Source organism: Fictibacillus nanhaiensis, from assembly GCF_042686385.1.
GTDB lineage: Bacteria > Bacillota > Bacilli > Bacillales > Fictibacillaceae > Fictibacillus > Fictibacillus nanhaiensis.
Genome location: NZ_JBHUPF010000002.1, coordinates 137,857 through 162,807 on the forward strand (window position 1 = coordinate 137,857; position 24,951 = coordinate 162,807).

The window sequence follows — 24,951 nt, forward strand, 5'->3', positions numbered from 1 at the left end:
CATAGGCTTTTTTCTATGCTCTCATTTGAAAAATTGCTGTATTCACGGCTTGCTTATGAAAGTGACTGCTCAAAAGTCGGATCAGAAAAATCAACAGTGTCGGAAATTACAAAAAGGAAGAAGTGAACAGCATGAGATGGAAAGATTGGGATGCTAATCTTAAGGTTCGTTTAATTGGAGAATTTTTTGTAAATCTATTATTTTGGATGTTCTTCCCGTTTATGGCGATTTATTTTTCGGATGAGATGGGAAAAACAACGGCTGGTATATTATTAGTCTTGTCACAAGTTGTAGGTGTCATTACTAACCTTGTAGGTGGCTATTGTGCCGACAAATATGGAAGAAAGAAGATGATGGTGATTTCAGCGTGGGGTCAGGCAGTGACGTTTATCTTTTTCTGTCTTGCTAACTCACCGTGGTTAGATTCGCCGATCCTAACGTTTATTGCCTTTTCAGCGTTAGGGCTTTTTGGTTCTCTGTATTGGCCAGCAAGTCACGCGATGATTGCAGACGTTGTAGAAGAAAAGCATAGAAGTGAAGTGTTTGCAGTGTTTTACACATCGATCAATATATCGGTGGTTTTCGGTCCGGTATTAGGAAGTATCTTCTTTTTCTCTTACCGTTTCGAGCTCTTGCTTGCATGTTTACTCGTAAGCGTTGTGTTAGCGGTCGTTTTAGCCAAATACATTCGTGAAACAGTTCCGGTAAAAAAGGAAGTATTAGAACAAGTTGGGACGGATAAAAATTGGTTCCAGGCGATCGGAGAACAGTTGAAAGACTATCGAGTGATCGCGAGTGATAAGTTATTTTTGCTCTTTATCTTAGCTGGTATTCTTGTAGCTCAGACCTTTATGCAGATGGATCTACTCCTAGCTGTGTATACAACGGAAAAAGTACCAGAGCAATCGCTTTTTGCCATTGGCAATTGGGACATTTCGTTAACTGGTGAAAAGGTGTTTGGTTATTTGATCTCGCTTAACGGGCTGATGGTAGCTTTATGTACGGTTTGGATGGCTAAATGGATGAATCGTTTTAAAGAAGGAAGGGTCTTTATCCTTTCAGCACTTCTATATGGTGTGTCGATGCTTGTGTTCGGTAGTACAACGATGATGTGGATCCTTTTTGCTGCCATGGTGATCTTTACGACCGCTGAGCTGATGGTAGTTGGAATTCAAGAAAGTTTTATTTCTAAACTTGCTCCTGAAAACATGAGAGGGCAATACTTTGCAGCAGCAGGTCTGCGCTTTACAATCGGACGTACGATCGCACCGATCTCTATTCCATTAACGATGTGGATTGGTTTTGAAAATACGTTTTACCTTCTTTTTGTTTTAGCGGTGATAAGTGCTGGACTTTATTACTTGATGTTTCGAGCGTTTGATAAAAAGGTTGAGTCCAACAAATCGGAGAAAGATTCTAAAGCTGAACCTGTACTTTCATGACATATCTTTTAATCCTCCCTCATAGACTGAATTAAAAGCTTGTCTAATAAGGGGGAGTTAATCGATGAAAGGATACGCTGCTTTATTTTTCGGTGCCATACTCATAGCTGCATTTGTGTTAAAAGAATATTCAGCTGGAGTGGGCAACTTCTTTACTATGACTCCATGGTGGGTGTATTTCGTGCTTTGCGGCATTATCTATAGCGGGTATCGGATTGTTACATTGTTTCAGGAAGATCGAGAAATCGAGCAGAGAGTGATAGAAGAAGAAGGAAGAGTATATATGGAGCGTATCGAGAGAGCGAAGGCTCAGGAATCAGTTAAAGCTTCTCTAGATCATGAAGATACAGATGATCTAGTTGCTGCGAGCGGAGAAGATGATCTAGATTCAAGAGAATAAAAGAAAAGAAAAGAAAAGACCTGCTTATTTCGGCAGGTCTTTTTGTATGGCTTACTTTTACGCCCGTAGAAAGCTAGTAGCTAGGAGAGATACTCACAAGTGCTTTAATACAAATAAAAACAGTAAAACAAGGCACATTTCATTTGCTTTTTACAAGGCATCATTGACAAGTTGACTGGAGTGAAAGGTGCGAAACTCCTGGGGGATCAGCGGGACAGGTTAGACACCTAAGGGTGCAAAGGCGCCGAGGGGGCTCACCGCACGCCCCCCGGAAAGCGAGCACCTGGAACGGAGGTCAACTGCTTACAAAAAGCAACTTTGCATACCAAAAACAAAAACCAGACCCATTCAAGGGCCTGGTTTTCAACACTCATACCATTATTGTTGAGGCATTTGTGGCATTTGAGGTTGTTCAGCTTTCTTTTCCATCTGTTCTTTTAATTTTTTATCTTTTACTTGAACATCAGCTTTTTTGCGTAGGCTCTCTAAGATTTCAGTGATAGGCTTCGCTTTTTGCTGTTTAAGCTCTTGTTCGATCTGTTCTTTCTTGTCTTCGAACTTGTTTTCACGCTTGTCCGTTACTTTAATGATGTGGTAACCATAATCAGATTTAACCAGGTCACTTGTTTTTCCTTTTTCAAGGGTAAAAGCAACTTTATCGAACTCAGGAACCATTGCGCCTTTACCGAAGAAGCCAAGGTCTCCACCTTTTGATTTCGAACCAGGGTCTTTAGAGTACTCTTCTGCTAATTTAGCAAAGTCTCCACCTTCGTTCAATTTCTTTTGAACCTCTTTAGCCGTCTTCTCATCTTCTACAAGAATGTGGCTTGCTTTAACTTCTGTTTTGTACTTTTCTTCAAATGTTTTCTTCATTTCAGCTTCAGATATTTTCACGCCTTCTGTTGCTGCCTTTTCATTTAAAAGCATAGATTTGATGCGTTCTTTTAGCTGTTTTTCGTCAGATAAGCCGTTTTGCTCAAGTGCTTGTTTAAAAGCATCCTCGCCACCAAGTTCTTCTTTAATCTTATCTGTTTCTTTCTCGATCTCTTTGTCTGTTACTTTATATTTATCTTCAAGTACCATCTCATCGATCATTTGGTTTAGTACTTGATCACCGTATTGTTCCTTCATCTTATTGTAGAATTGCTCTTTCGTGATATCTCCTGCTTTAGATTCTACGATGGCTTCTGAATCAGCACCACCAGCATTATTACAAGCGGATAATGAAATTAGTCCCGCTGTGAGTCCAATTGATAACATCCATTTTTTCATTTTTTAAACACTCCTACTGTGAAGTAATAATTTAACAACTCTTACTATAGCATAAACGTTATGGTTATTCCTATTCAATAAATGAAATATGAGAAAATTTACACATTATAAATCCAGTATTTTCGGGAATTCCACACGATTTTAATAAAAAAATTTTAAAAACCGGGTCATTCGTCTAATCACAATAGGGCGTATCACTATATGATATGGAGAAAGAAAAGGGAGGTATGATGATGGGTTATGGTTACGGTCATGGGGGAGGATTAGCACTAATCTTAGTTCTTTTTATCCTTCTCATCATTATAGGAGCTTGTTACTGCTATTGATGGTGAATAAAAATTTAAATGAATGAAAAGGGCGAATGCCTATGCGTGTATAACGGGTCATGCATAGGATAGTGTACAGAATATCAAAGGAGGTGGCTTTCATGGGTTACGGTGGATACGGGCATGGAAAAGGCTTCGCATTGATTGTTGTGTTGTTTATTCTTTTGATTATCGTAGGTGCTGCATGTTTCTGCTAAAATAAATGACGGCTAAAAAGGCCCTTTTCTTATGAAGGGGGACTGACAGGCTTGACGTTTATAAGCAGTTTCGTTAATGTGTGTTTTACTACTCTTGATCAAAAGGTGCAGCATGTGTATGGTACGGTTACTCAAGGGGGAATGTGATCTAGCTTCCCCCTTTTTATATTTTTTATAGAACGTTTGAAACATAGGAAGAAATGAGCAGAATGGTAATAGAAACGTTAATCGTACGATAAACAGAGTCTTGCTGTTTTGAGGACAAGTTCTTTTTGTCACATAACTTGTGAGTGAGTGAATTAAATACGAATAAAAAGATTGGTGCCAAAAAAACGAAGATATAGCCTGCCATATGAAAACCTCCAACATGAACTACTTGTTTAACTTTACCAAAATATGTGGAATATGAATAGGAAAATAACTTCTAAGAGATGAGAGAGGGAGAGAAACTTATGAATAAATGGAGAACGGCATTTCTTACACTATTGCTTCTATTTTTAATCATACCGATTGGTATAGCCGTTATGCTTTTTAGTGATCCGTCTGGTGGCCGTTTAGATCGTAGTTCACTAGATACAGATATTCGAGACAATCAAAAGCTCTTGAGCATACATACAGAAAAAGAACAGGTGGAAGATCTGTTAAATAAAGAACTTCGCAAAAAAGCGCCAGATGTGAACGTATATGTTAATTTGCGCAATGATGAAGCCGTGCTTAACGGATCATTTATCGCGTTTGATCAAGAGCTTCCCTATCAAGTTACTTTTGAGCCGGAAGTTCTTGATAACGGAGATTTGCTATTGAAGGAAAAAGATATGCAGGTGGGACGCTTCCCGTTGCCAGGTGACGAGGTATTTACGCTGATCAAAAAGACCGTTCAGTTTCCTGAATGGGTTGATGTATATCCTAAAGATGAGAGCATTCTGATGAGAGTAACAGAAATGCCAACGAAGAAAGGCTATGCGGTAAAAGCGGAAGAATTTGATTTAAAGAAGAATTCTATTAAATTGGGAGTCTATACGAAAAACTAAAAAAAGCGCTTCTACACGGCCATGTCCGGGGAAGAAGCGCTTTTATTTTTCTTCCTCAATTATTCATACCCAAATGGAGAAAGTTGGATTATAATTATTGTAGACAGACATTGACTAGAAAGCAGGGTTTGGTATGGAAACGGTGGAAGAACGACTAGAACGACTAGAATTTTATAATCAGCTAACGATTGAGAGTGTCGATCTTACAGCGTATCCGTTTTTTAGACTGGTCATGGAAAAAAAGCTCACCGAGCAAGAAGTGAATAACGTCTTCCTGCTTTGCGATGAGCTTCAACGAAAATATGAAATGCAGAGTGAAGAAGGCTTTGTGCATTACACACCGCTATTGTTGCACTTTGCTGGCATGTTAACACCAAAGCTTTCACCGAGAGAAACGATTACTGCTTTGCTTCAACAAGAAAAGTATATTTCTCTGATGGAGAAGCTATATGAGTTATCTGTACGTTACGAATGAGAAGAGGCAATTTCCTCAGCTGCAATCACGGGTGAAGCAGGCTGGTCATCTAATGATGCTTCGATTTTTTCTTCGAGTTTATTGAAGATCGACATAAAATCATCACCATATAGATTTCGGATGATTGACATCAATTCAGGAAACTCTGGAAATCTTCCAAATAACTCTTTAATCGGCATAGAAGCACTGAAAACACCAAACTTTGAAGGATCATACGTATTCAATGTTTGAAGTAAAAGCTCTTCACCTTTAGGTGTTAGACAAATATATGTATTTCGCTTATCATCTTCTTTTTTAGAAAATGTTAGATAACCTTGTTCTTCAAGCTTTTTTGAAAAGTTAAAAGCAGTGGAAACATGCATAACGCCGAACTTTGCAATATCAGAGATTGATGCACCCTCAAGATGATGAGCAATCCATAGAATATGGTGTTCATTAATGTTTAAACCATAATCCTTAATCCAATTTTGCCAGTCTTTTTCTACACTTTTCCATAAAGCTTTACTGATCTGTGAAAGTTTGTGACTATAGATCATGGCTTCTTGAAAACTATATAATTGATCTTTGTTCATTTTTAAAATGCCCCTCCATCTTATAAAACACATCCTATTCCTCATTATGCCAGTATTTCCTATAATAAGAAAGTAAAATTTTTCAATTTTTCCATATTTTTTAGTAAAATAGTTATATAACTTTTTGCTGATATGGTGTAAAAGGAAGTGTTCTGACACGCTCGTGAGTATAGAAAAAAATTCTCCCAAAAGGGAGAATTTTTTTGAGATTATTTAATTTCTTGCTCCATTTCTTCAGGTGTTTCTTTAATGGTAGAAGCAGCCGTTTCTTGAAGAGCTTCTTCTTTTTCTTTATTAGCAAACCTGATCTTTGCTCGTAGCTGAATGCCATCACGTTTGATGCTGGAGAACGTCGATTTCATTTTATCCATATTTACTTTTAAATCTTTTCTTACTTCCTTACCTGCTTTAGGTGTTGAAAGTAAAGTAGCTGCTGCAGTTACCACCGTTCCTAATGCGAAACCTACTACCATGGATTTTTGTTTAGACATCTTATAATTCCTCCTCATTCTTTTATTATCTAATAAATTCGTGAATTTCTCGTATATTCCTATGAAAAATAATGACGAATATAAAAATATTTCCCGATAGATTTCGCCATGTTTGGACATGTACCATCACGCACTTAAAGAATGGTCGAAATTTAAAAACGTTGTTGTAGCAGGAAATAATAAGAAACAGAGAAACACGGTGTATTTTTAAAAAAATTGTCATACTTGTCTAAAGCAGAAGATATTTGACTGACTTTGGAGAAAGATAATATAAAATAAATAAAAAGGAAAAAAAGATTCATAATTGACGAAGAGGTTTAAAAGAGGGTATACATAATAAAAACAGAATGGAGGGTTATGGGGTGAAACAAAACACAATCGGCAACTACTTTAATAAAATGAAGGAAAAGGCGAATGCTGTACTCGAAAGCTCCACTCAGACTGGTGAGCTTGTTACAGAGGCTGAGAAAAAAAGTTCGCAGCCAGATAAACAAGGCTTAAGCAACTTAGGCTCTCAAGTCAAAGCGTTAGTACGAATGGTGAAGTCATATAAAAGAGGCGACTATCGTGATGTCTCCAAAAAATCTTTACTATTAGTGATCGCAGGACTTCTGTATTTTGTTAGTCCTATTGATGCAGTGCCTGATTTTCTAATCGGAGCAGGACTATTGGATGATGCCACTGTCCTGGCGTTTATTTTTTCAACACTATCAACTGAAATCGCAGCTTTTCAGACGTGGGAAGAAGAAAAAGAAGAGGATAAATACATAAAGCCAACTCCATAGGAGCTGGCTTTTTATTTTTAATAATTATGCAGTTAAGTTCGATCGTTTAGACAATCGTTCTGCGATCGGGTAGATAAAGAACATGATTAATCCACTAACAATGCTTGTTGGAACAACGATCATTCCGATAAAGCTCAATAAGGTACCAGGTAATCCTGCTACGAGCATGGCGACCATTAAAAACAGTGTACCGCTGATAATCGTTCCGACCACTGTGAGTAAAACAGCGCTTATCGCATTTACTTTTACTTTTTTAGCTAATAAGAACATTGCTAAAAAGATAAAAGCAGTTATTGGTTTTTCAACGATATTTGCGATTTGTCCACCAGCCATACCTGTTGTTAGTGCAGAAATGACTCCAGCTGCCATACTTGCGATTATCACGTTTTGTTTTGTAGGTGATAGCATAATAGCTAAAAACATCATTACGAGTAATAAGTCAGGCTTCATTCCAAAGAATAATGGTGGTACAACAGTGTGAAACACATATCCTAACGCAATAAGTACTGATGTTAAAGCTAATGATTTAGTATTCGTATTCATTTTCTCATCTCTCCTCAGCTACACTTAGCCTAATTTCTTTCCATTAGTGCCCTCTTGGCCTAATGCGAAAGTACCCTTATGTTAACAGATATGCGTACAACTGAAAAGGTTTGCGAACTACTTTCCGTATTTTTCCTGAAAATGCTTCATGAATTTCGCCAGGCTGTCACACGATTCTTGAGGAACAGCATTATAGATCGAGGCTCTAAATCCTCCTACTGACCGATGACCTTTTAAGCCATAAATCCCGTTCTCTTCGCTTTCTTTAATAAACTGTTTTTCGAGTTCATCACTTTCAAGAGTAAATGTAATATTCATGTTCGAACGTGATTCAGGTGTGGCATATCCATTGTAGAATCCGTTGCTTTGATCAATCGTGTCGTAGATGACTCCAGCTTTATTGTGATTTCTCTTTTCCATTTCAATGACACCACCAGACTTTTCTACCCAACCTAGTACAAGGTTTAGTAAATAGATGGAGTATACAGGAGGGGTGTTATATAGAGAATTATTTTTGGCATGAACAGAATACGACAAGATAGAAGGAACCGATTTGTTTTCCTGTAGCAGATCTTTTCGAATGATGACTGCTGTTACTCCTGAAGGTCCAAGGTTCTTTTGTGCACCTGCATAGATTAATCCATAATCTTTGATGGATATCGGTCTGCTCATAATATCGCTAGACATGTCCGCTACAAGATTTGGATGTCTGAAGGCATGTAAGTCAGGCCACTGTGTGCCATAGATCGTGTTGTTTGAGGTGATATGAAGATAAGCGTCATTTTCGCTAGAAACATAATTCATCTCTGGGAGGGTACGATACTCAGAGTTTTTTCCTGTAATGACGACTTCGCACGATCCGATTTTCTGAGCTTCTTTATATGCCTTTTCAGACCAAGACCCAGTGAGTATGTATTTTGCTGTCTTTCCACCTTGAATGAGATTCATGGGAATCATAGCGAACTGTAGACTTGCTCCACCTTGTAAGAACAATACTTCGTGTGTATCTGGGATATCAAGCAAACGTTTCATGCGTGTTTTCGCTTGATTATGGATGCCTTCATATTCTGAACCCCTGTGGCTATGTTCCATAATATTTAACCCAGTACCTAAGAAGTCATCCCATTCTTCTTTTGCATGCTGCATGACCTCTTTAGGCAATGTTGTGGGTCCGGCTTGAAAATAGATGCGTGTCATCGTTCTCCTCCTGTAAACGTTTCATATTTTTTAAATAGCATTCAGGTTTAAAATGGCTGCTTTCAAAAATTTCTAGAACTTCTTCTTTGAAAAGTTGATTGGAGTGCAAGGTGCGAGACTCCTGGGGGATAAGCGGGACAGGTGAGACACCTAAGAGCGAAGCGACAAGGTGGCTCACCGCACGCCCCCCGGAAAGCGAGCATCCTGTAACGGAGATCAAACTGCTTTCAAGACAACAGAGATCGTGCGAAAAAGAATATGAAAAAACTGCCCAGTTTTAAAAAAGGCAGTTTTAATATGTAGCGTTAGTTTTTAACGTTCTCTTTGATATATTGAGCGATCTCAGTCATTTTGTCTGCAGGGGTATCCTGTGTTTTCCAGACTGCTCCAAAACCGTCACCTTGTCCGTAACGTGGAATGAAGTGCATGTGATAATGAAAAACAGATTGTCCAGCTGCTTCGCCGTTATTGTTCAAGATATTCAAACCGATCGGGTTAAACGTTTGTTTAATTCCAGAGGCAATTTTAGGCACGACAGAATAAAGCTTCGCTGCTGTTTCTGCAGGCAGTTCAAAAATGTCCTTGGAATGCTCTTTAGGAATGATCAGCGTATGTCCTTTTGTTACCTGACTGATGTCTAAGAAAGCTAGAACGTTTTCATCTTCATACACTTTGTAGGAAGGAATTTCTCCCGCAACAATTTTACAAAAAATGCAGTTTGAATCGTGGGACAAGTGGCTCACCTCATTTTTTTTACTTATCATATCACATATGATCAACCTAAAAAATAAGGTATTCTTTTTATTTTATCAAAAGGCTCTTTTCTAAAAAAATTGTTGCTTGTCACCTTTGACAATTGATTGGAGAGGAAGGTGCGTGCCTACCACCTGAAATGCATCTCGCAAGGCATGCGACGAGGAAGCTTACTCCGCTAGCATTAACTGGTAGACGCAGGAGCAAGGAGCATACAGGCGGGCAGATTGAAAAGTGGAAGTGGCTCGTTCAGCCCCGACAACTAGGCAGCTGAGACACTTAAGAGTGAAACGTACGAATGTGGCTCAGCGCCTGCCCCGTGGAAAGCGAGTAGCCTGGAACGGAAATCAACACTTCCAAAAGCAATAAAATTTACGAAAACAGTTAATAAAAAAGAAGGGTCCTATTCAAAAAATAGAACCCTTCTTCTTATAGAGGTTAGAGAAGAAAGGAGAACACGAAAACAAAACAATACGATTTTTTAGCCATGCACCTCGATTATAAGAATCTGAAATTGCTCAAGCACTAAATAGTCCAAGAGAACCATCTCCTTAAAGAAAAGCATATCTGAAAAAATCTAATACCTTGCATCTTTCTCCCTGAAGAAGGGGGGATACCTTCTTCTCTTATATCTTGTCCAGGAAGTCTTGTTTGTTATACATATAAAATTGGTAAAGGAAACGTGAATTACGCTATTATAAGGAAAGAATGACAAAAAGGAGGATTCTCCGTGAAAAAAAGACAACTTATTCTTACAATGACACTTGGTGTTAGCTTCCTCATCTCGGGATGCGGGAGTAAATCAGAAGATGAGCATAAGAACCACCAAGAGGGCTCAAGCGCTAAACAGGAAGCTTCTCATGAAGGGCATGAGAATCATCTGCCAAACGGTGATATTCAAGAACTTACTGCTTCAATGGATGTATTGCCAGGATTTCTAGATAAGCAACCCGAAGAGATCGCTGCTATTTATGCGGAAGTTCCTAAATATAAAGAACTGTTAGAAACAATGCCTTGTTTTTGTGGATGTGGTGAATCTGCGGGTCATAAAGACAACTATGATTGCTTCGTCTCTGAGAACAAAGAAGATGGAAAAATCGTATGGGATGATCATGGCACAAAATGTGGTACGTGTTTAGAAATCGCTGCGATCAGCATGAGTGCTTCTGCTGATGGGAAAACACCGGTGGAAATTAGAAACATGATCGATGAGAAATACAAAGAAGGATATGCAGAACCTACACCAACACCCATGCCTGCCTCATAAGTTGTAAAAGAAGGAAAATAGCAAACAATAATGAAAATGCTGGATTGCAGAAGGAGGTATTGTATGAAACCGATCCTTGAAGTTACAGATCTAACAGGAGGGTATCTTCCTAATCAGCCTGTTATTCATCACTTAGATTTCACGGTGAAAGAAAATGAGATAGTAGGATTGATCGGCTTGAATGGAGCAGGTAAAAGTACAACCATCAAGCATGTGTTAGGTCTTATGGAACCTATGTCAGGTACTTCTAAAATCGAAGGACAGACGTTTCGGGAAGAACCTGAAAACTACCGAAGTCAATTCACTTACATACCAGAGATGCCGATACTTTATGAAGAACTAACATTATGGGAACATCTAGAGCTAACAGCAATGGCATATGGTTTAGAAGAACAAACCTTCTTAACACGTGTCCGTCCCTTACTTGAAGAATTTCGCATGGACAATAAGATCAAGTGGTTTCCGAGTCAGTTCTCCAAAGGGATGAAGCAAAAAGTAATGATCCTTTGTGCATTACTGGTCGAACCTAAGCTATATATCGTGGACGAACCGTTCGTTGGTCTTGATCCATTAGGTATTCAATCCTTTCTAGAGTATATGGTTAAATTCAAAAATAATGGTGCTGGCGTTCTAATGTCGACTCACATTTTGTCTACGGCAGAAAGATATTGCGATCGCTTTTTAATCATGCATGAAGGAAGACTGGTTTTAAGCGGAACGTTAGCAGAACTACGCGTAAGAAGTGGGCTAGAGAATGCGACGTTGGATGAGATCTATCTCTATGTAGCAAGAGGTAAAGTCACATGATCGATGTAAAAAAATTATGGACAAAACGACGTAATGCTCACGTTACCCAGACGCTGAAATACTTTAGTTTGATGGGAAACAGCGGACTCATTGTTTCCTTAATTTTGCTCATTGTCATCGGAAGTGTTTATTATGCTAAGCTTCTTCAAGCACTTCCAGAAAATTTTCCTGCTGTTTTTATATTAACGATCGTCTTTTCTGTTTGGTTGACTAAAAGTCCGATTCGAACATTGCTAAAAGAAGGGGATCTCGTATTTCTACTCCCTGTAGAATCAGGAATGAAACAATATTTCTCAAAAGCGATCTCGTCTGCAACGGCAACTGGCGCTTTTTCGACTCTATTCCTATTTACATTGTTTTGGCCGATCGTCCAATTCTTTATCCATGATGGCTGGAAGATGTATGTCACGTTTGGATTCTTTTTGATCGCAGCAAAAGTATTTAACATCTATGTGTCATGGGAAGAAAGAAGGTTACCTTACAGAAGTCATCAAACGAACTATAAAATCTTGAGGTTCATTGTAAACTTTGTGTATGCCTATCTTCTCTTTAATGAAGCTTATCTCTTCTTGATCGCTATTTTTGCGGTCATGTACGTGTTAAAGAACTTTGTTTTCGGTGTTTTTAAGAAACAGCATGGCTATCAGTGGGAAATGTTATTAGCGGAAGAACAGTCTTTAAAAATGAAGGGATACAGATTCGTAAATTACTTTACAGATGTTCCAGCTTTAAAGCAGACCGTACATAAGCGACCTTGGTTAAACAGCTTAGCCAGTTTCTCATTTAAAAAGAAGAATACACTTTCTGCTTTATACATGAAGACCTTTGTGCGTTCTGGAGATTACTTGGGTTTATATGTTCGTTTAATCTTCATAGGTTTTCTGTTCATTTATTTAATTCCTGCAGGATGGTGGCAGTTGATCGTCGTGTTCTTGTTCTTTCAAATGTTTGCTCTGCAATTATTCACCCTTTACACCCAGTATAGATGGAATGTTGTATTCATAATCTATCCGATTAAACAAGAAGTAAGAGTAAAAGCCTTTCAAAATTGGCTTAAATATTTACTGATCATACAAGGAGTACTCTATGGTCTTTTCTATGGATTCCTTTCGGGAGACTGGCTGATCGCGATCCTAATGCCTGTGGCGGCGATTCTATACAGCATAGTACGACTTCCTAGTATGACGAAAAAACACATTATGTTGACTTCCTAGCTCTTTTTGGGCTGGGAAGTTTTTTTATACCCATTTTTCTAAGGTGCGAGACTCTAGGCTATCACAGCGTGCAGATGAGACACTTAAAAGTGAAACGAACGAATTTGGCTCACCGCTTGCCCCGCGGAAAGCGAGCAGCTTGGAATGGAAATCAACTACTTCCATGTTTGTAAACAGATTTTGGGCATCTTTCATAGCTTATGTATATAAGTTTTATGGAAGGGAGCGGAACTTATGAATACGTATGGATTAACAGGAAGGATTGTAACACCAGGAAGTCCTGATTATGATCTGGCACGAGAAGAGTTTAATACTCGTTTTAACTTATTTCCTTTAATTATCAATTTTTGTGAAACCACAAAGGATGTTTCAAACGCGATCCGTTGGGCAAGAAAGAAGAGGGTAAAGTTTCGGATTCGCACAGGAAGGCATAGTTATGAAGCTTATTCATCATTAGATGGTGGTTTAGTAATAGACATAAGCGAGTTGAATGAAGTGAAAGTGGACCGAAAATCAAAAACGGCCATACTCGGTGCAGGAGCATTACTCTTTCCACTTTACGAAAAATTGTATGAAGAAGGTTTTACGATTCCAGGAGGTACGTGTCCTTCTGTTGGTCTTTCCGGTCTTACACTTGGTGGTGGATGGGGAATGCTAACCAGACAATACGGGATGCTGATCGACCAGCTTCTGGAGCTAGAGATGGTTGATGCACATGGAAATATCATCATAGCCAACAAACATAAAAACGAAGACTTGTTTTGGGCGTCTAGGGGCGGTGGTGGTGGGAACTTTGGTGTGGTTACATCTTTTCGGTTTAAAGTCGTTCCTGTTAATAATGTTGCCATCTTTAAAATCACATGGGACTTTAAAGGATTTGAAAAAGTCGTGGAAGCATGGCAGAAATGGGCTCCTCATACAGACGTCAGGTTGACAGCCATTATCGATCTCTTAACTAAAGACATTGGTGAGTTGCGTGCATTAGGCGAATTTCTTGGCAGTACGGATGAACTGAAAAAGTTACTTAAGCCCCTTTTGATCGCATATCCGCCTAAAGAAGTTGAAGTTAAGAAAGTACCATATATCGATGCCGTTAAGATATTTGGAGGAATGATGCCAGGTATGATGGAGTACGCTGTTAACCATGGTGATCCTGATGCGCATCCTTTTAAGAATACAGGTGCGTTTGCGAAAAAGCAGTTACCGGTTAGAGCGATAAAAAAGTTGAAAGAATTTCTATCTAACTCACCTAGTATTGAGAATAAAGTGCAGCTGCAAGCCCTAGCCGGAAATGCCGCTTGTATTGGGCCTACTGAAACGGCTTATGTTCATAGAGAAGCATTGTTCAGTTTGCTTTATATTACGAAATGGGAGAATGAGAGTGAGGCAGACATCAATACACGATGGGTAGAAAGGCTAAGGAATTCTCTACTTCCTTATGCAGATGGAGCTTATGTAAATTTCCATGATAATTGTATTAAGAACTGGCTGGAACAATGTTACTTTGTAAACCTTCCACGTTTAATTGAGGTGAAAACAAAATACGACCCCAAAAACGTGTTTACATTCCCACTAGGAATTCCAACTGCAACTACTATTGTTTAGTTCATCAAATAGTGAGGCCTAATATCGAAACCAAGGACGAACACTAATCGTATAGAAGGAGGGAGGTAAATGATGAACACTTATGAAGAAGAAGTAGTGGAAGAACTTAAAAAATGGGAAACAGAAATGTGTAAACGGCCTTCACTCTGGAATAAAACAACAAAATCACTTCAAACGAAGATCAACGAAAAAATACCTCAAAAAGTGCATGATGTAATGACTTCAAGTATGAAACATATGATTAAAGCAACGCTTATCGGTTCGGAATATACGACAAAAAAAACGATTAAGTTTACAGCAGATCTGCGAGAGCGAGATTATAAATTTGAAGATCGACTTTCCTTCTATAAGAAAACAGCAGCAATTGAAGGGGCGGGAACTGGTGCTGGAGGCATTTTGCTCGGCATTGCAGATTTTCCATTATTGTTAGGAATCAAGATGAAGTTTTTGTTCGAAGCAGCTAGTATTTATGGATTGGATGTTAAAGATTACAAAGAACGTATCTTTATTCTTCATGTATTTCGACTTGCTTTTTCTGACCCGCATAAGAGAGAAGAGGCTTTTCAAAGAGTTTTATATTGGAAAGAAACGGTGCAAGAATTTCCAGAGTCTCCAGAATCAATCAATCAAATGAATTGGCAAGAGTTGCAGCAAGATTATAGAGACCATATCGATCTAATTAAAATGCTTCAGATGGTCCCGGGACTAGGTGCAATTGTTGGAGCATACGCCAATTATCATTTTCTCGATGATTTAGGTCAAGTGGCAAAGAATTGTTTTAGGTGGCGTTTGTTAACAGATGAAAAAAAGAAAAGGATCATAACTAAAAAGCACCCGCAATAAATTGCGGGTGCTTGTATTATTGAGTGTTTTAGAAACGGCTGTCGCTTAGTAAGCGGTCCATTTCTTCTTTGTGCTTCGTCTCATCTGCAATCATATCTTCTAACTGAACGACTAGCTCAGTCAACTTTAAGTTAGATGCTTGCTCTTTACGCTCTTCATAACGTCTGATCGTATCTTCCTCAGCGTTTCGAGCTTCCTCCAACATTTCACGAACACTCTCTACTTGTTTAACCGGTTTTGGTTGAGTAGTTGGTGTACCACCAAGTGTTTTAATCTTTTCTGCTAAATATAGAGCATGTCCTTGCTCATCAGCGATTTCACTTTGGAAGAAAGGTTTTAGAATTTGACGGTACAAACCAGAAACCGTAGCTGCATTATGATTGTACATAATGATTGCAGAATACTCGTTTGCAAGATCCTCATTTAGTCCATCGATTAGTGCTTGTAAGTCTTTTTCCATTTGTATAACCTCCTGAATCTTGTTCTACAGAGATATCCTTCCCCTTTTCTCGCTACCATAAACAAAATTTATAGGATAGACGAACTAAAAAACAATTGAACTGCAGAATAAGGTTTAGGGATTGGAAAAATCGGTAAAAGACTATTATGCATGAAACAAATATTGAACAAAAGTGATACAAAAATCTGAGGAGGTAACAAAAATGGATAGCAGACACATGGTTGATGAAGAGCGTAATGTTGACACTAGTAAGGTAGAAGAAACAGCAAGTCGTATGAGTGAAAGCAAAAAAGACGAGATTTTATCAAACTTTGAAGAGTTTAAGAGCTACTTGCACGGCAAAGTGCAAATTGGTGAAAAAATGGGCATGAGTGAAGAAACCCTTGCGAAAACTGCAGAGAAAGTAGCAGATTACTTAGCTAACCATGAGGAGCCTCGTAACTCAGAAGAGAACCTCTTAAAAGAACTATGGAAAGTTGGAGAGCAAGAAGAACGTCATAAGCTCGCTCACATGTTAGTTAAGCTTGTTAAATAGAAGATCGTTAAAAGCTGCTCAACGTTGAGCGGCTTTTTTTGTTACATTTACTTTCATATATCATGTCTCTGTCTCAGTGAGCACTTCTAGCCAATCTTAGTGTGGTATTCATATAAAAAGCTAGTAAAAGCATGAAAGTTTCCTAAAACGTCAATAAGTTCACTTCAATTATCGTTTACAAACCACTTTAAAAACAAGACAATGTTTTAAAGTGGTTTATCCAAAGAAAAAAGAGTGAAAACTTAGATTTAATAAGGTTGATCGCACTGTGAAAAAACGTTTGAAGAAGAGATATTACAACTTTTCTTTGGAATAAAGAAAATGATGTTGAGGAGAATTTTATGTTACGAGAACTCGCCCAAAAACTACCCTTTCCAATCCTTCCACTCATCTATGTAGTTAGTGGATTAGGTCTTTCTTTCTTATCGTTAAATATCTTTTTTGAACTCTCAGAAGACTTGATGGAAAATGAAGTATTTGAGTTTGATCAAGTAATCATTCAATATGTAACAGATATTAGAAGTGCCACCCTAACTGAAGTCATGAAAGTGATAACCTTTTTTGGTTCGAAAAATATTTTAACGCTCTTATTAGTAGGCAGTCTGATCTGGCTAATCGCAAAACGGAAGAACTATTGGGGTGCTATTTTTTATTTGATTGCTGTTGCCGGCGGAGGTCTTGTGAACTTAGGATTAAAACATTGGTTTGGAAGAATACGACCAGAAGATAGTCTTATTGTTGAGCAAGGTTTTAGTTATCCCAGTGGACATGCTATGGGCAGTCTTATCTATTACGGTTTTCTAGGCTATTTGGTCGTGAAAAGCAGAAGAGGAATGCCACTTAAAATCGGGCTTACCATCCTGTTTATCTCTTCGATTCTTCTTATTGGGTTTAGCCGTGTCTATTTAGGCGTTCATTATCCATCTGATATAGCAGCTGGATTTAGTGCTGGAACCGTTTGGCTTTTGCTTTGTATCGGTGGGCTAGAATCGATAAGAGCCTATCAAAAAAGGACGCTTCCTTTTTTTAAAAGGAAACATCCCCAGTAAGTGTGTGTAATTGATTTTGTAAACACTTAATAACTGCAGGTGTATGATGCTGACGCTCTCCATCACAGTCAATAAGCTGTTGGGGAGCTGTTTTTATGCTAATCTCTGAACTTTGAAAATAATGATAGCCTTGCCCCTCTTTTGAAGTATCGGATAGTCGATTCAGAAGGACGTCCCAAATAAACGAAGTGGAAGGTTCTTCGATCAGCAAGCAATCGAGCTTGCCGTCTTGTATATCTGTATCGGGAAAGAAGGGACGGATCCCCCCGGTAAATGGTCCGTTTACAGCAAGAAACATGGCAGCTTGTCCATCAAATTGAAACTCTTTAGATGATACTGAGATGTCAAATGGCTCCCACGTTTGAAAGGATTTTGCCGCAGATAAATAATAAGAAAGTCGGCCAAACTTTTCTTTTGTATCTGGATCAATAGATTCTGAAACATGTGTGATCAATCCAACACCCCAGAAGTTTGTAAAGAAATGTCCGTTAAACTCTCCAACATCAATATGGCTAAACTTTTTTTCACTAAGCTGTTGTGCCGCTTTAATAGGATTTTGGTTCATGCCTAAAGCTCTCGAAAAATCATTGCACGTTCCACCTGGCAAGATTCCGAAAGCTGGTTGATTCTCTTTTATAGACAATACAGCTTCTGCAATTTCATGTACCGTACCATCACCACCAGCGGCTATGATTAAATCTGTCTTACCTTCAAGTTCTTTAACGAAGGAGGCACCTTCTCCGGGAGCGGTCGTCTCATAGACTCGAACGTCTTCAAAGCCAACTTTTAGTTGCTCTAGCACTGCATCCCACTGATTCAGCAACCTACCTTGGCCAGCTGAAGGATTTAGAATGACAGATGCTTTTTTTATGGTTGATGGATTTATAGTCATTTGGCTACCATGTATTCTTTTACGAATGATTTTCCTGTAAAAAGTGTCTCTGGAAGTCCTTTAGAAGTGCCTCTATTTTTATGAGCTTCTTCATAAGCTTTCGATTGTTGCCAATTTGTAAAATCAGCATGTGAATGCCATAGCGTCATGACGATGTATGGATCTTGATGAAGTGGCCGCAAAATGCGTATGCCATTAAATCCAGGTTCGCTTTCAACAAGCCCGGCACGATTTTGAAAGCGTTCTTCGAAAAGAGATCGGCCTTCTTCTGATACCGGGATGTGATTCATAACGACAAAACCTGCACCACTTAATGAACCTCTTTGATTTATTACTTCATACTCATGTTTTTCTGTAAATGGATTCTTTCCCTCTGTTTCAATTACGAGAGCAGAATTAGCGTCACCCTCTAGCAGGAGAGCTCCATCGTATTTTTCTTGATATGTTGCTAAAAAGTCTAAAGTCCCATAAGTAATATATATGTTCATAGGAATCCCTGCCCCTTTTTATTGATTTACCTTTGTTTTACCCAACCGTTCAGCACATTAAACAGTGTAAGAAGTTGGTTACTTGTAATATACTTTCCAACTAAGGGAAAATTATATAAAATGTACTTTTCGACCTAGAATGAAATGAGGGTTGGTTATGGTAAAGAGAAGTCTCGTTGCACTCGGTATAATAGTGGGTTCACTTATAATAGGTTTTTTTGCCTATCTTTTCATTATCTTAGCTGGAGATTATGTGATCGATGAAAAAGATCTTGTGATGGATTCAGCTACTGTCCTTGTTACTGAGAACGGTGATAAAATTACAAAAATCTATGATGAGAATAGAGAGATCGTTGACATTGAGGACATTCCAAAACATGTGCAGGAGGCGTTTGTTGCTGTTGAAGACAATCGTTTCTATAAACACAACGGAATTGATGTAAAAGCAATCTCGCGTGCCATCTATAAAGATATTTTAGCTGGTGGTAAAGTCGAGGGCGGCAGTACGATTACTCAGCAGTTAGCAAAGAATGTTTTTTTATCTCATGAGAAGTCATGGCTAAGAAAAACAAAAGAAGCGGTTATTGCGATCAATCTGGAAAGAAGATACCCAAAAGATAAAATTTTGGAGATGTATTTGAATCAAATCTATTTCGGTCATGGCGCATACGGCATCCAGCTCGCTGCTAAAACGTATTTTAATAAGGATGCTAGCGATTTAACAGTAGCAGAGGGTGCGATGCTTGCCGGTCTTCCTAAAGCACCTAACTATTATTCGCCACTAAAAAATCCTAAGGAAGCAAAAGAGCGGTGGGATCTTGTCCTTACGCTCATGGAGAAGCAAGATTATCTTACACCTACTGAAACGGTCAGAGCGCAAGGTAAAACGATTGCTTTAGATTTTCAGCAAGAAAAACGAAATCCGGCTTATACAACGTATATTGATATGGTGATAAAAGAAGCGAAAGAAAAGTATCAACTTTCAAGAGAAGAGCTCCGACAAGGCGGTTATAAAATAGTCGTACCGATGGATCTCGCTGCACAAGATTCTGTGTATAGAAGCTTTCAAGACGGTCGCTATTTTGTAGGAACGGGTCAGGAAAAACCTGAAGGCGCAATGGTGCTGATGGATGGAAAAACAGGTGGTCTGCTCGCAGTTCAAGGTGGACGGAATTATGTCACAGAGGGACTAAATCGGGTACAAGTGAATCGTCAGCCCGGGTCTACGTTTAAGCCTTTATCCGTGTACGGTCCCGCTCTTGAATCTGAAAAATACAAACCTTATTCTATGTTGCGTGATGAAGAACTAAGCTATGACGGCTATAAACCAAAGAATTATAACGGAAGATACGATGGGGAAGTTTCCATGGTAGATGCCATTTCTCACTCTGTAAATTCATCAGCAGTATGGCTGTTGAACAAGAACGGAATATCTGATTCGAAAAGTTACCTCGAACAGCTCGGCATGCCGATCGAGGATAAAGGACTCGGAATTGCGCTAGGTGGGATCGATCAAGGTGTAACGCCCTTACAGATGGTAAAAGGATATCGCAGTTTTCTTCATGAAGGTAAGACGATCGAGCCTTTTGTGATCAGTAAGATCTATAACAACGAAGGAGAGCTGATCGGAAAAGCAAAACAAGAAGAAAAGAAAGTTTGGAAAAGACAAAACGCATGGTACATGACGCGTATGCTTCAACAAGTTGTGAAAAATGGAACAGGATCTGATGGAAGAGAGAATATGGAGATCGCAGGAAAGACGGGTACCACAAACTATCCAGACGTTGAAAAAGGTAACAAAGATACATGGTTTGTTGGGTATACGCCAGAAGTAGTCGGTGCAGTATGGATCGGTTATGATCGAACGACTAAGGAATCGTACCTTAATAGCGGCAGTTCTCTACCTACTCTCTTATTTAAACAAGTGATTAATGAGATGCCTTCTCAACAAGGGCTGGCGTTCAAAAAACCTGAAGGGGTAAAAGACTTGCCACCGCCGATCGAGATTATTGAATTAAAAGATCTGCGTGCTTCATTTGGTATGGGGGACTATGGCATTCCTTCCGTTAAGCTGAGCTGGACTCCTTCAAAAGACGAGCGTCTGCAATACAAGGTTTACGCAGTAAATGAAGGAGAAACGACTCTACTAGATACGATAGAAGGCAAAGGAGAGTATGGTGCGTCCAGCAAGAATCTCTTCACATTGCCAGACTTTTATGTGGTTCCATATAATCCTCTGACAAAACAAGAAGGAGAGCCGTCAAATGTGGTGTCGATTTCTCTTTTCCCCAGTTTTAGTGAAGATGATGACAAAGAGTTAAGAGATAAGATTCATAAGGATCGTGAAAAAGAGAAAAAAAAGAAAAAGAAGAAAAAAGAGGATTAACAGGTGGAAGATGGCCTTTGGGGGTCATCTTCTTTTTTTGAGGAGAGTTTGGAAGTTGGAAGTAGAGAAAGGGAGTCGAACTGTGTCGGAAAGCCTATATTTTTCATTTTAGACTTAATTGTGGCGGGTTTGCGCTTAATGGTTGTTCATTTCGACTTAATTGATACCACTTTTGACTTAATCGATGAGCCGCTAGACCCAATCCATCATTTACTCATTACATTCAGTTCAGCGACATGCGTCTGTAAAGGCTTTCATCCTCTGAAGAACATCCATTTTGCCAAAATCATGACAATTAAGCTTATCTTCTATACTTTTATTATGAATTCCCTTACAATGTGTATGGATATTGACGTTAAAGGTTTTAAGTTTCAGCAGCTAGGAGATAACAATAGTGCTGCAGCTTTTGGTCTTGTATAGAAAGGTGTGTACGTTTTGACTATGAATGAAGAGTTTTTGAAAGCGTGTCGTAAGGAGAAAAATTCACATATTCCTGTATGGTACATGAGACAGGCGGGCCGTTCCCAGCCAGAGTACCGTAAACTGAAAGAGAAGTATTCACTATTTGAAATCACACATAGACCAGAGATCTGCGCTGGCGTTACGAAGCTCCCTGTAGATCAACATGGAGTGGATGCTGCCATTCTTTACAAAGACATTATGTCTCCAATCCCGGCGATTGGAGTAGACGTAGAAATTAAATCAGGAATCGGACCCGTGATTGATAAGCCCGTACGAACACGCGAGGATGTAGAGCGTTTAGGGACGATCAATCCTGAGAAAGACGTACCATATGTATTGGACACCATTAAAATTTTAAGACAGCAGTTAGAAGTGCCGCTTATCACGTTTGCGGGTGCTCCATTTACACTTGCGAGCTATATGGTTGAAGGTGGACCTTCACGCGATTATCATAAAACGAAACAGCTAATGTACTCTGATCCTGAAAGCTGGTTCATGTTGATGGACAAACTAGGCGATATGACGATTGCATATGCAAAAGCGCAGATCGCAGCTGGTGCTCAAGCGTTTCAGATTTTTGATTCATGGGTCGGCGCGTTAAATGCAGCTGATTACAGAAAATACATTCAGCCTGTTATGTACAAGATCTTCTCGTCATTAAGAGAAGAAAATATTCCGTTGATCCTCTATGGAACAGGTGCAAGACACTTAGTAATGGAGTGGAACGAGCTTCCGATCGATGTGATCGGACTGGATTGGAGATTATCTCCAAGAGAAGCGCGTCAGATGGGTGTTACAAAAGCACTTCAAGGAAACTTGGATCCATCTCTTCTATTGGCGCCATGGGAAGTAATCGAAGCACGTACGAAAGAAATTTTGGATGAAGGTATGGAAGAACCAGGCTTTATCTTCAATGTCGGAAAAGGTATTTTCCCTGAAGTAAACATTGCAACATTAAAGCAGTTGACCACCTTTGTTCATGAATATACGTCTAAAAAACTAGGGTGATAAAGAGTGAGTAATAAGAAAACAGGTCTATTAATTATGGCGTATGGTACGCCAAGAAGTCTGGATGAAGTAGAAAGCTATTACACACACATAAGACGAGGACGTAAGCCTTCTCCTGAACAGCTACAAGAACTTACAGAACGGTATGAACAGATCGGTGGAATCTCACCGCTTGCTAAGATCACAGAAGAGCAAGCGCAAAAAGTTGAAGCAGAGATGAACCTACGCTACCCTGATCGTGAGTTTAAAAGCTACCTTGGTCTGAAGCATATTGATCCTTTTATTGAGGATGCTGTCCAGCAGATGAAGGAAGATGGAATCGAAGAAGCTGTAACGCTTGTTCTGGCTCCTCATTATTCAACGTTCAGCGTTAAATCATACAACGGGCGTGCTGTGGAAGAGTCTGCAAAAATAGGTGGACCATCTTTTACGACGATCGACAGCTGGTATGATGAACCAAAATATGTACAATTCTGGGCTGATGGAATTAAACAAGCGTTTAACTCTATTCCAGAGAACGAACACGACAAAACGGTTGTAATCTTCTCCGCACACAGTCTGCCAGAAAAGATCCTTCAAATGGGAGACCCATATCCAACGCAACTTCAGGAAACAGCTGATCTGATCGCGAAAGAAGCGAGTGTTCCTCATTATACGATCGGGTGGCAGAGTGCTGGAAACACACCAGAACCGTGGATCGGACCAGATGTGCAAGATTTAACGCGTGATCTCTATAACGACCATGGCTACAAGCATTTTATCTATTGTCCGGTTGGTTTTGTTGCCGATCATCTAGAAGTTTTATATGACAATGACTATGAGTGTAAAGTAGTCACAGATGAGCTGGGCGTGAACTATTATCGTCCTCACATGCCGAACGCAAAGCCGGAATTTATCGATTGTTTAGCAACGGTCATTGAAAACGCACTAGCAAAAGAAAGAATGTGAAAGAAATGAGCGAGCGAAAGCACGTTATAATATTGGGCGGCGGCATAACAGGTTTAGCCGCTGCCTTTTATGTTCAGAAATATGCGAAGGAAACGGGCAAGTCGATCACCTTTTCAGTGATTGAAGCAAGCAACCGTCTTGGCGGTAAAATTGATACGATTAAAGAAGATGGTTTTGTACTAGAGCGTGGGCCAGATTCTTATCTTGCGAGAAAAACAGTAATGACCGAACTGGTTAAAGATGTGGGTCTAGGTGATGATTTAGTTTCTAATGAAACGGGTCAAGCTTATATTTTGCATAATATGAAGCTTCATCCTATTCCAGAAGGAGCAGTGATGGGCATCCCGACGAAAGTGATGCCGTTCGCGACAACCCCTCTTTTCTCTGTGGCTGGAAAAGCAAGAGCGGGGCTAGACCTTGTTCTTCCTAAACGAAAAGATTCGCAACAAGATATTTCTGTCGGTCATTTTTTTAGAAGACGTCTTGGTGATGAAGTGGTTGATCGGCTGATCGAACCGTTGTTATCTGGTATATATGCTGGTAGAATCGATCGGCTTAGTCTGCAATCTACGTTTCCACAGTTTGTAGAAACAGAAAAGAAATATCGAAGTTTAATCTTAGGCATGAAAAAGACGCAGCCTAAACAAGAGAAGACTCCGATTGCGAAGAAGAAGAAAAAAGGTGCCTTTCTAACACTTAAAGGAGGATTGTCCTCTTTCATTGAAGCTCTTTCAAAAGCAGTGCCAGAAGAGAATATAAAGACAGGGGTTTCCGTAAAAGCAGTCGAGCTTCTAGAAGACGGTGCATATTCAGTAATGATGGAAGATGGTTCGGTTATGACCGGAGATAACGTTATCGTCACGACACCTTATCCTATTACGAAGAAGCTCTTTAGTAAAACAGTGTTTCCTGCAGGTTTTCACGACACGAAGCCAACCTCAGTTGCAACTGTTGCGATGAGTTTTAATGAAGAAGACGTGAACTTTAGTCTTGATGGAACAGGTTTTGTGATTGCTAAGAGTGAGAAAACATCCATCACGGCGTGTACGTGGACGAGCCGTAAATGGCCGCACACGACGCCTAAAGGAAAAGTGGTTCTTCGATGTTATGTAGGTCGTGCAGAAGATCAGGACATCGTTCATCAATCTGATGAAGTTATTTTAGAAAAAGTATTAGATGATTTAAAGAAGATCATGGGTGTTGATTCTCATCCAGAATTCTACCATGTTTCTCGTATGATTGATTCGATGCCACAGTACGAAGTCGGGCACAAAGAACATGTGAAAAAGCTTAGAACAGCGTTTCAAAATGAGTTGCCAGGCGTAAGATTAGCCGGGGCTCCATATGATGGCGTAGGATTACCAGATTGTGTGAATTCAGCTAAAGAGGCTGTTGATTCCTTGTTCAACAGATAAATGACGGGGCTCAACCACTCCATTTCAATAAACAAAAAAATAAATATAATAAAAATTAAACGGCAAATGGATATGTTTGTCGTTTTTT

29 protein-coding genes are annotated in these 24,951 nt (G+C 39.4%); 19 read left to right on the forward strand and 10 right to left on the reverse strand.

What is annotated here, in order from left to right; genetic code table 11:
• Positions 1 to 131: 131 nt before the first annotated feature.
• Together ACFS5O_RS01125 and ACFS5O_RS01130 are read left to right on the forward strand one after the other, a co-directional pair.
• Positions 132 to 1,442, forward strand: coding sequence for an MDR family MFS transporter (locus ACFS5O_RS01125; RefSeq protein ID WP_205724612.1), 1,311 nt, complete (start codon positions 132 to 134; stop codon positions 1,440 to 1,442).
• 64 nt (positions 1,443 to 1,506) lie between these two features.
• Positions 1,507 to 1,842: a sporulation YhaL family protein gene (locus ACFS5O_RS01130; RefSeq protein ID WP_318300077.1), complete on the forward strand. Its 336-nt coding sequence runs from the start codon at positions 1,507 to 1,509 to the stop codon at positions 1,840 to 1,842.
• A 378-nt stretch (positions 1,843 to 2,220) separates the two neighbouring features.
• On the opposite strand, the gene ACFS5O_RS01135 is transcribed toward ACFS5O_RS01130, so the two are convergent.
• Positions 2,221 to 3,114 (reverse strand): peptidylprolyl isomerase, encoded by an 894-nt coding sequence (locus ACFS5O_RS01135; RefSeq protein ID WP_205724613.1) that lies wholly within the window; start codon positions 3,112 to 3,114, stop codon positions 2,221 to 2,223.
• 233 nt (positions 3,115 to 3,347) lie between these two features.
• Here ACFS5O_RS01135 and ACFS5O_RS01140 point away from each other — a divergent pair, with 233 nt between their 5' ends.
• Both ACFS5O_RS01140 and ACFS5O_RS01145 read left to right on the forward strand, forming a co-directional pair.
• Positions 3,348 to 3,440 (forward strand): YjcZ family sporulation protein, encoded by a 93-nt coding sequence (locus ACFS5O_RS01140; protein ID WP_269148791.1) that lies wholly within the window; start codon positions 3,348 to 3,350, stop codon positions 3,438 to 3,440.
• Positions 3,441 to 3,541: 101 nt separating this feature from the next.
• A complete protein-coding gene (locus tag ACFS5O_RS01145) occupies positions 3,542 to 3,637 on the forward strand; it encodes a YjcZ family sporulation protein (RefSeq protein ID WP_082861266.1) in 96 nt (31 codons plus the stop codon).
• A 172-nt stretch (positions 3,638 to 3,809) separates the two neighbouring features.
• Here the strand turns inward: ACFS5O_RS01145 and ACFS5O_RS01150 are convergent, their stop codons facing one another.
• Positions 3,810 to 3,989 carry a hypothetical protein gene (locus ACFS5O_RS01150; RefSeq protein WP_066391378.1) on the reverse strand — a complete coding sequence of 60 codons (180 nt, stop codon included), beginning with the start codon at positions 3,987 to 3,989 and terminating at the stop codon, positions 3,810 to 3,812.
• Positions 3,990 to 4,089: 100 nt separating this feature from the next.
• Between ACFS5O_RS01150 and ACFS5O_RS01155 the strand changes: the two genes are divergently transcribed.
• Both ACFS5O_RS01155 and ACFS5O_RS01160 read left to right on the forward strand, forming a co-directional pair.
• Complete coding sequence (locus ACFS5O_RS01155; RefSeq protein ID WP_205724614.1) at positions 4,090 to 4,668, forward strand: YpmS family protein; 579 nt, start codon at positions 4,090 to 4,092, stop codon at positions 4,666 to 4,668.
• Positions 4,669 to 4,801: 133 nt separating this feature from the next.
• On the forward strand, positions 4,802 to 5,143 hold the full coding sequence (locus tag ACFS5O_RS01160) for a DUF1878 family protein (protein ID WP_205724615.1): 342 nt from the start codon (positions 4,802 to 4,804) through the stop codon (positions 5,141 to 5,143).
• Here the strand turns inward: ACFS5O_RS01160 and ACFS5O_RS01165 are convergent.
• Positions 5,134 to 5,715, reverse strand: a complete 582-nt coding sequence (locus ACFS5O_RS01165) for an HTH-type transcriptional regulator Hpr (RefSeq protein ID WP_066391382.1) — start codon at positions 5,713 to 5,715, stop codon at positions 5,134 to 5,136. The genes ACFS5O_RS01160 and ACFS5O_RS01165 overlap by 10 nt on opposite strands.
• A gap of 209 nt (positions 5,716 to 5,924) precedes the next feature.
• On the reverse strand, positions 5,925 to 6,206 hold the full coding sequence (locus ACFS5O_RS01170) for a YtxH domain-containing protein (RefSeq protein WP_205724616.1): 282 nt from the start codon (positions 6,204 to 6,206) through the stop codon (positions 5,925 to 5,927).
• Positions 6,207 to 6,568: 362 nt separating this feature from the next.
• Between ACFS5O_RS01170 and ACFS5O_RS01175 the strand changes: the two genes are divergently transcribed.
• Complete coding sequence (locus ACFS5O_RS01175) at positions 6,569 to 6,991, forward strand: YkvA family protein (RefSeq protein ID WP_205724617.1); 423 nt, start codon at positions 6,569 to 6,571, stop codon at positions 6,989 to 6,991.
• A 24-nt stretch (positions 6,992 to 7,015) separates the two neighbouring features.
• Here ACFS5O_RS01175 and ACFS5O_RS01180 read toward each other — a convergent pair whose 3' ends face one another.
• The 3 genes from ACFS5O_RS01180 to ACFS5O_RS01190 all read right to left on the reverse strand — a co-directional run bounded on the left by ACFS5O_RS01180 (position 7,016) and on the right by ACFS5O_RS01190 (position 9,465).
• Positions 7,016 to 7,534, reverse strand: a complete 519-nt coding sequence (locus ACFS5O_RS01180; protein WP_205724618.1) for a tryptophan transporter — start codon at positions 7,532 to 7,534, stop codon at positions 7,016 to 7,018.
• A 117-nt stretch (positions 7,535 to 7,651) separates the two neighbouring features.
• Entirely contained in the window at positions 7,652 to 8,731 is a 1,080-nt protein-coding gene (serC, locus tag ACFS5O_RS01185; protein ID WP_205724619.1) for a phosphoserine transaminase, read from the reverse strand.
• A 305-nt stretch (positions 8,732 to 9,036) separates the two neighbouring features.
• On the reverse strand, positions 9,037 to 9,465 hold the full coding sequence (locus ACFS5O_RS01190; RefSeq protein WP_318300078.1) for an HIT family protein: 429 nt from the start codon (positions 9,463 to 9,465) through the stop codon (positions 9,037 to 9,039).
• A 749-nt stretch (positions 9,466 to 10,214) separates the two neighbouring features.
• Between ACFS5O_RS01190 and ACFS5O_RS01195 the strand changes: the two genes are divergently transcribed.
• From ACFS5O_RS01195 to ACFS5O_RS01215, 5 genes are all read left to right on the forward strand, one after another.
• A complete protein-coding gene (locus tag ACFS5O_RS01195) occupies positions 10,215 to 10,751 on the forward strand; it encodes a PCYCGC motif-containing (lipo)protein (RefSeq protein ID WP_318300079.1) in 537 nt (178 codons plus the stop codon).
• 63 nt (positions 10,752 to 10,814) lie between these two features.
• Positions 10,815 to 11,558 carry an ABC transporter ATP-binding protein gene (locus tag ACFS5O_RS01200; RefSeq protein ID WP_205724621.1) on the forward strand — a complete coding sequence of 248 codons (744 nt, stop codon included), beginning with the start codon at positions 10,815 to 10,817 and terminating at the stop codon, positions 11,556 to 11,558.
• Positions 11,555 to 12,772, forward strand: coding sequence for an ABC transporter permease (locus tag ACFS5O_RS01205; protein ID WP_205724622.1), 1,218 nt, complete (start codon positions 11,555 to 11,557; stop codon positions 12,770 to 12,772). Before ACFS5O_RS01200 ends, ACFS5O_RS01205 begins: the two co-directional genes overlap by 4 nt.
• Positions 12,773 to 13,006: 234 nt before the next feature.
• Positions 13,007 to 14,377 carry an FAD-binding oxidoreductase gene (locus tag ACFS5O_RS01210; RefSeq protein WP_205724623.1) on the forward strand — a complete coding sequence of 457 codons (1,371 nt, stop codon included), beginning with the start codon at positions 13,007 to 13,009 and terminating at the stop codon, positions 14,375 to 14,377.
• Between the two features lie 69 nt (positions 14,378 to 14,446).
• Positions 14,447 to 15,220, forward strand: a complete 774-nt coding sequence (locus ACFS5O_RS01215; protein WP_318300080.1) for an EcsC family protein — start codon at positions 14,447 to 14,449, stop codon at positions 15,218 to 15,220.
• 28 nt (positions 15,221 to 15,248) lie between these two features.
• Here the strand turns inward: ACFS5O_RS01215 and ACFS5O_RS01220 are convergent, their stop codons facing one another.
• On the reverse strand, positions 15,249 to 15,680 hold the full coding sequence (locus ACFS5O_RS01220; RefSeq protein WP_066391396.1) for a ferritin-like domain-containing protein: 432 nt from the start codon (positions 15,678 to 15,680) through the stop codon (positions 15,249 to 15,251).
• A 217-nt stretch (positions 15,681 to 15,897) separates the two neighbouring features.
• On the opposite strand from ACFS5O_RS01220, the gene ACFS5O_RS01225 reads away from it, so the two are divergent.
• Positions 15,898 to 16,215, forward strand: a complete 318-nt coding sequence (locus ACFS5O_RS01225) for a DUF3243 domain-containing protein (RefSeq protein ID WP_066399706.1) — start codon at positions 15,898 to 15,900, stop codon at positions 16,213 to 16,215.
• 341 nt (positions 16,216 to 16,556) lie between these two features.
• Positions 16,557 to 17,264, forward strand: coding sequence for a phosphatase PAP2 family protein (locus ACFS5O_RS01230; protein ID WP_205724624.1), 708 nt, complete (start codon positions 16,557 to 16,559; stop codon positions 17,262 to 17,264).
• On the opposite strand, the gene ACFS5O_RS01235 is transcribed toward ACFS5O_RS01230, so the two are convergent.
• Positions 17,242 to 18,156, reverse strand: a complete 915-nt coding sequence (locus ACFS5O_RS01235; RefSeq protein WP_205724625.1) for a diacylglycerol/lipid kinase family protein — start codon at positions 18,154 to 18,156, stop codon at positions 17,242 to 17,244. The two genes, ACFS5O_RS01230 and ACFS5O_RS01235, sit on opposite strands and share 23 nt — an antisense overlap.
• A complete protein-coding gene (locus ACFS5O_RS01240; protein ID WP_205724626.1) occupies positions 18,153 to 18,644 on the reverse strand; it encodes an antibiotic biosynthesis monooxygenase family protein in 492 nt (163 codons plus the stop codon). Before ACFS5O_RS01240 ends, ACFS5O_RS01235 begins: the two co-directional genes overlap by 4 nt.
• Before the next feature lie 157 nt (positions 18,645 to 18,801).
• Between ACFS5O_RS01240 and ACFS5O_RS01245 the strand changes: the two genes are divergently transcribed.
• The 5 genes from ACFS5O_RS01245 to hemY are packed head-to-tail and all read left to right on the forward strand — an operon-like array spanning position 18,802 to position 24,863.
• Entirely contained in the window at positions 18,802 to 21,030 is a 2,229-nt protein-coding gene (locus tag ACFS5O_RS01245) for a transglycosylase domain-containing protein (protein WP_205724627.1), read from the forward strand.
• A 3-nt stretch (positions 21,031 to 21,033) separates the two neighbouring features.
• Positions 21,034 to 21,450, forward strand: coding sequence for a hypothetical protein (locus tag ACFS5O_RS01250; protein ID WP_205724628.1), 417 nt, complete (start codon positions 21,034 to 21,036; stop codon positions 21,448 to 21,450).
• 21 nt (positions 21,451 to 21,471) lie between these two features.
• Entirely contained in the window at positions 21,472 to 22,500 is a 1,029-nt protein-coding gene (gene hemE / locus ACFS5O_RS01255; RefSeq protein ID WP_205724761.1) for a uroporphyrinogen decarboxylase, read from the forward strand.
• Positions 22,501 to 22,506: 6 nt separating this feature from the next.
• On the forward strand, positions 22,507 to 23,448 hold the full coding sequence (gene hemH, locus ACFS5O_RS01260; RefSeq protein WP_205724629.1) for a ferrochelatase: 942 nt from the start codon (positions 22,507 to 22,509) through the stop codon (positions 23,446 to 23,448).
• Between the two features lie 5 nt (positions 23,449 to 23,453).
• Complete coding sequence (hemY, locus tag ACFS5O_RS01265; RefSeq protein WP_205724630.1) at positions 23,454 to 24,863, forward strand: protoporphyrinogen oxidase; 1,410 nt, start codon at positions 23,454 to 23,456, stop codon at positions 24,861 to 24,863.
• Positions 24,864 to 24,951: the final 88 nt, after the last annotated feature.

Excerpts from the sequence above, each read along its gene's own strand:
- ACFS5O_RS01125 (WP_205724612.1), top strand. The coding sequence starts at position 132 with ATGAGATGGAAAGATTGGGATGCTAATCTTAAGGTTCGTTTAATTGGA.
- ACFS5O_RS01130 (WP_318300077.1), top strand. The coding sequence starts at position 1,507 with ATGAAAGGATACGCTGCTTTATTTTTCGGTGCCATACTCATAGCTGCA.
- ACFS5O_RS01135 (WP_205724613.1), bottom strand. The coding sequence starts at position 3,114 with ATGAAAAAATGGATGTTATCAATTGGACTCACAGCGGGACTAATTTCA.
- ACFS5O_RS01140 (WP_269148791.1), top strand. The coding sequence starts at position 3,348 with ATGGGTTATGGTTACGGTCATGGGGGAGGATTAGCACTAATCTTAGTT.
- ACFS5O_RS01145 (WP_082861266.1), top strand. The coding sequence starts at position 3,542 with ATGGGTTACGGTGGATACGGGCATGGAAAAGGCTTCGCATTGATTGTT.
- ACFS5O_RS01150 (WP_066391378.1), bottom strand. The coding sequence starts at position 3,989 with ATGGCAGGCTATATCTTCGTTTTTTTGGCACCAATCTTTTTATTCGTA.
- ACFS5O_RS01155 (WP_205724614.1), top strand. The coding sequence starts at position 4,090 with ATGAATAAATGGAGAACGGCATTTCTTACACTATTGCTTCTATTTTTA.
- ACFS5O_RS01160 (WP_205724615.1), top strand. The coding sequence starts at position 4,802 with ATGGAAACGGTGGAAGAACGACTAGAACGACTAGAATTTTATAATCAG.
- ACFS5O_RS01165 (WP_066391382.1), bottom strand. The coding sequence starts at position 5,715 with ATGAACAAAGATCAATTATATAGTTTTCAAGAAGCCATGATCTATAGT.
- ACFS5O_RS01170 (WP_205724616.1), bottom strand. The coding sequence starts at position 6,206 with ATGTCTAAACAAAAATCCATGGTAGTAGGTTTCGCATTAGGAACGGTG.
- ACFS5O_RS01180 (WP_205724618.1), bottom strand. The coding sequence starts at position 7,534 with ATGAATACGAATACTAAATCATTAGCTTTAACATCAGTACTTATTGCG.
- serC (WP_205724619.1), bottom strand. The coding sequence starts at position 8,731 with ATGACACGCATCTATTTTCAAGCCGGACCCACAACATTGCCTAAAGAG.
- ACFS5O_RS01200 (WP_205724621.1), top strand. The coding sequence starts at position 10,815 with ATGAAACCGATCCTTGAAGTTACAGATCTAACAGGAGGGTATCTTCCT.
- ACFS5O_RS01205 (WP_205724622.1), top strand. The coding sequence starts at position 11,555 with ATGATCGATGTAAAAAAATTATGGACAAAACGACGTAATGCTCACGTT.
- ACFS5O_RS01210 (WP_205724623.1), top strand. The coding sequence starts at position 13,007 with ATGAATACGTATGGATTAACAGGAAGGATTGTAACACCAGGAAGTCCT.
- ACFS5O_RS01215 (WP_318300080.1), top strand. The coding sequence starts at position 14,447 with ATGATGAACACTTATGAAGAAGAAGTAGTGGAAGAACTTAAAAAATGG.
- ACFS5O_RS01220 (WP_066391396.1), bottom strand. The coding sequence starts at position 15,680 with ATGGAAAAAGACTTACAAGCACTAATCGATGGACTAAATGAGGATCTT.
- ACFS5O_RS01225 (WP_066399706.1), top strand. The coding sequence starts at position 15,898 with ATGGTTGATGAAGAGCGTAATGTTGACACTAGTAAGGTAGAAGAAACA.
- ACFS5O_RS01230 (WP_205724624.1), top strand. The coding sequence starts at position 16,557 with ATGTTACGAGAACTCGCCCAAAAACTACCCTTTCCAATCCTTCCACTC.
- ACFS5O_RS01235 (WP_205724625.1), bottom strand. The coding sequence starts at position 18,156 with ATGACTATAAATCCATCAACCATAAAAAAAGCATCTGTCATTCTAAAT.
- ACFS5O_RS01240 (WP_205724626.1), bottom strand. The coding sequence starts at position 18,644 with ATGAACATATATATTACTTATGGGACTTTAGACTTTTTAGCAACATAT.
- ACFS5O_RS01245 (WP_205724627.1), top strand. The coding sequence starts at position 18,802 with ATGGTAAAGAGAAGTCTCGTTGCACTCGGTATAATAGTGGGTTCACTT.
- hemE (WP_205724761.1), top strand. The coding sequence starts at position 21,472 with ATGAATGAAGAGTTTTTGAAAGCGTGTCGTAAGGAGAAAAATTCACAT.
- hemY (WP_205724630.1), top strand. The coding sequence starts at position 23,454 with ATGAGCGAGCGAAAGCACGTTATAATATTGGGCGGCGGCATAACAGGT.